Origin of the sequence: Streptomyces sp. DH12 (genome assembly GCF_020873895.1) — a bacterium.
Lineage (GTDB): Bacteria > Actinomycetota > Actinomycetes > Streptomycetales > Streptomycetaceae > Streptomyces.
Genome location: NZ_JAHWGT010000624.1, coordinates 1 through 541 on the forward strand (window position 1 = coordinate 1; position 541 = coordinate 541).

The following is a 541-nucleotide window of genomic DNA, read 5'->3' on the forward strand; positions in this document are numbered from 1 at the left end:
ACTCCGTCATGACCACCTCGTCGGGTGTGTGCAGCCGCAGGGCGAAGGGGCCCGACGGGGTCACCGTCGCCGTGAAGCGGCCCATGTCGTCGGTCGTGGTCGTGGTGGCCGGTCGGGGGCCCGTGAGAATCTCGACGCGGGCGGGGGCCGGGGTGACCGGCCGGCGGGTCGCGGCGACGTAGCTGAACTTCTCGTCCTCGTAGGCGAGGGTGCCGCCCTTGATCTGGCGGTGCAGCGAGGAACGGCTGACCCGCGCCGAGAAGTGACACCAGTCCGTGCCGGGCACGATCGGGCAGGCCGCGCTGTGCGGGCAGGGCGCGGCCACGTGGAAGCCGGCGGCGATCAGACGGTCGCGGGCCTCGATCACGCGGGCGTAGCCGTCGGGGGTGCCGGGCTCCACGATCACCACGGCCTGCGCGGCGTCGGCGGCGGCGTCGACGAGGGCGGCGCGGTCGGGGGCGGTGAGTTCGTTGAGCACGTAGGAGACGGTGACGAGGTCCGCCGGCGCCAGGCTGAGCGCGGATCCGATCCGGGCGCGCTC

The 541-nt window shown here is 74.3% G+C and carries 1 protein-coding gene; it reads right to left on the reverse strand.

The genetic code is table 11. From position 1 onward, the window contains the following. Positions 1–541 (reverse strand): small ribosomal subunit Rsm22 family protein (locus tag LPA54_RS36130; RefSeq protein ID WP_228984764.1); only part of this gene is annotated, 541 nt, incomplete at both ends.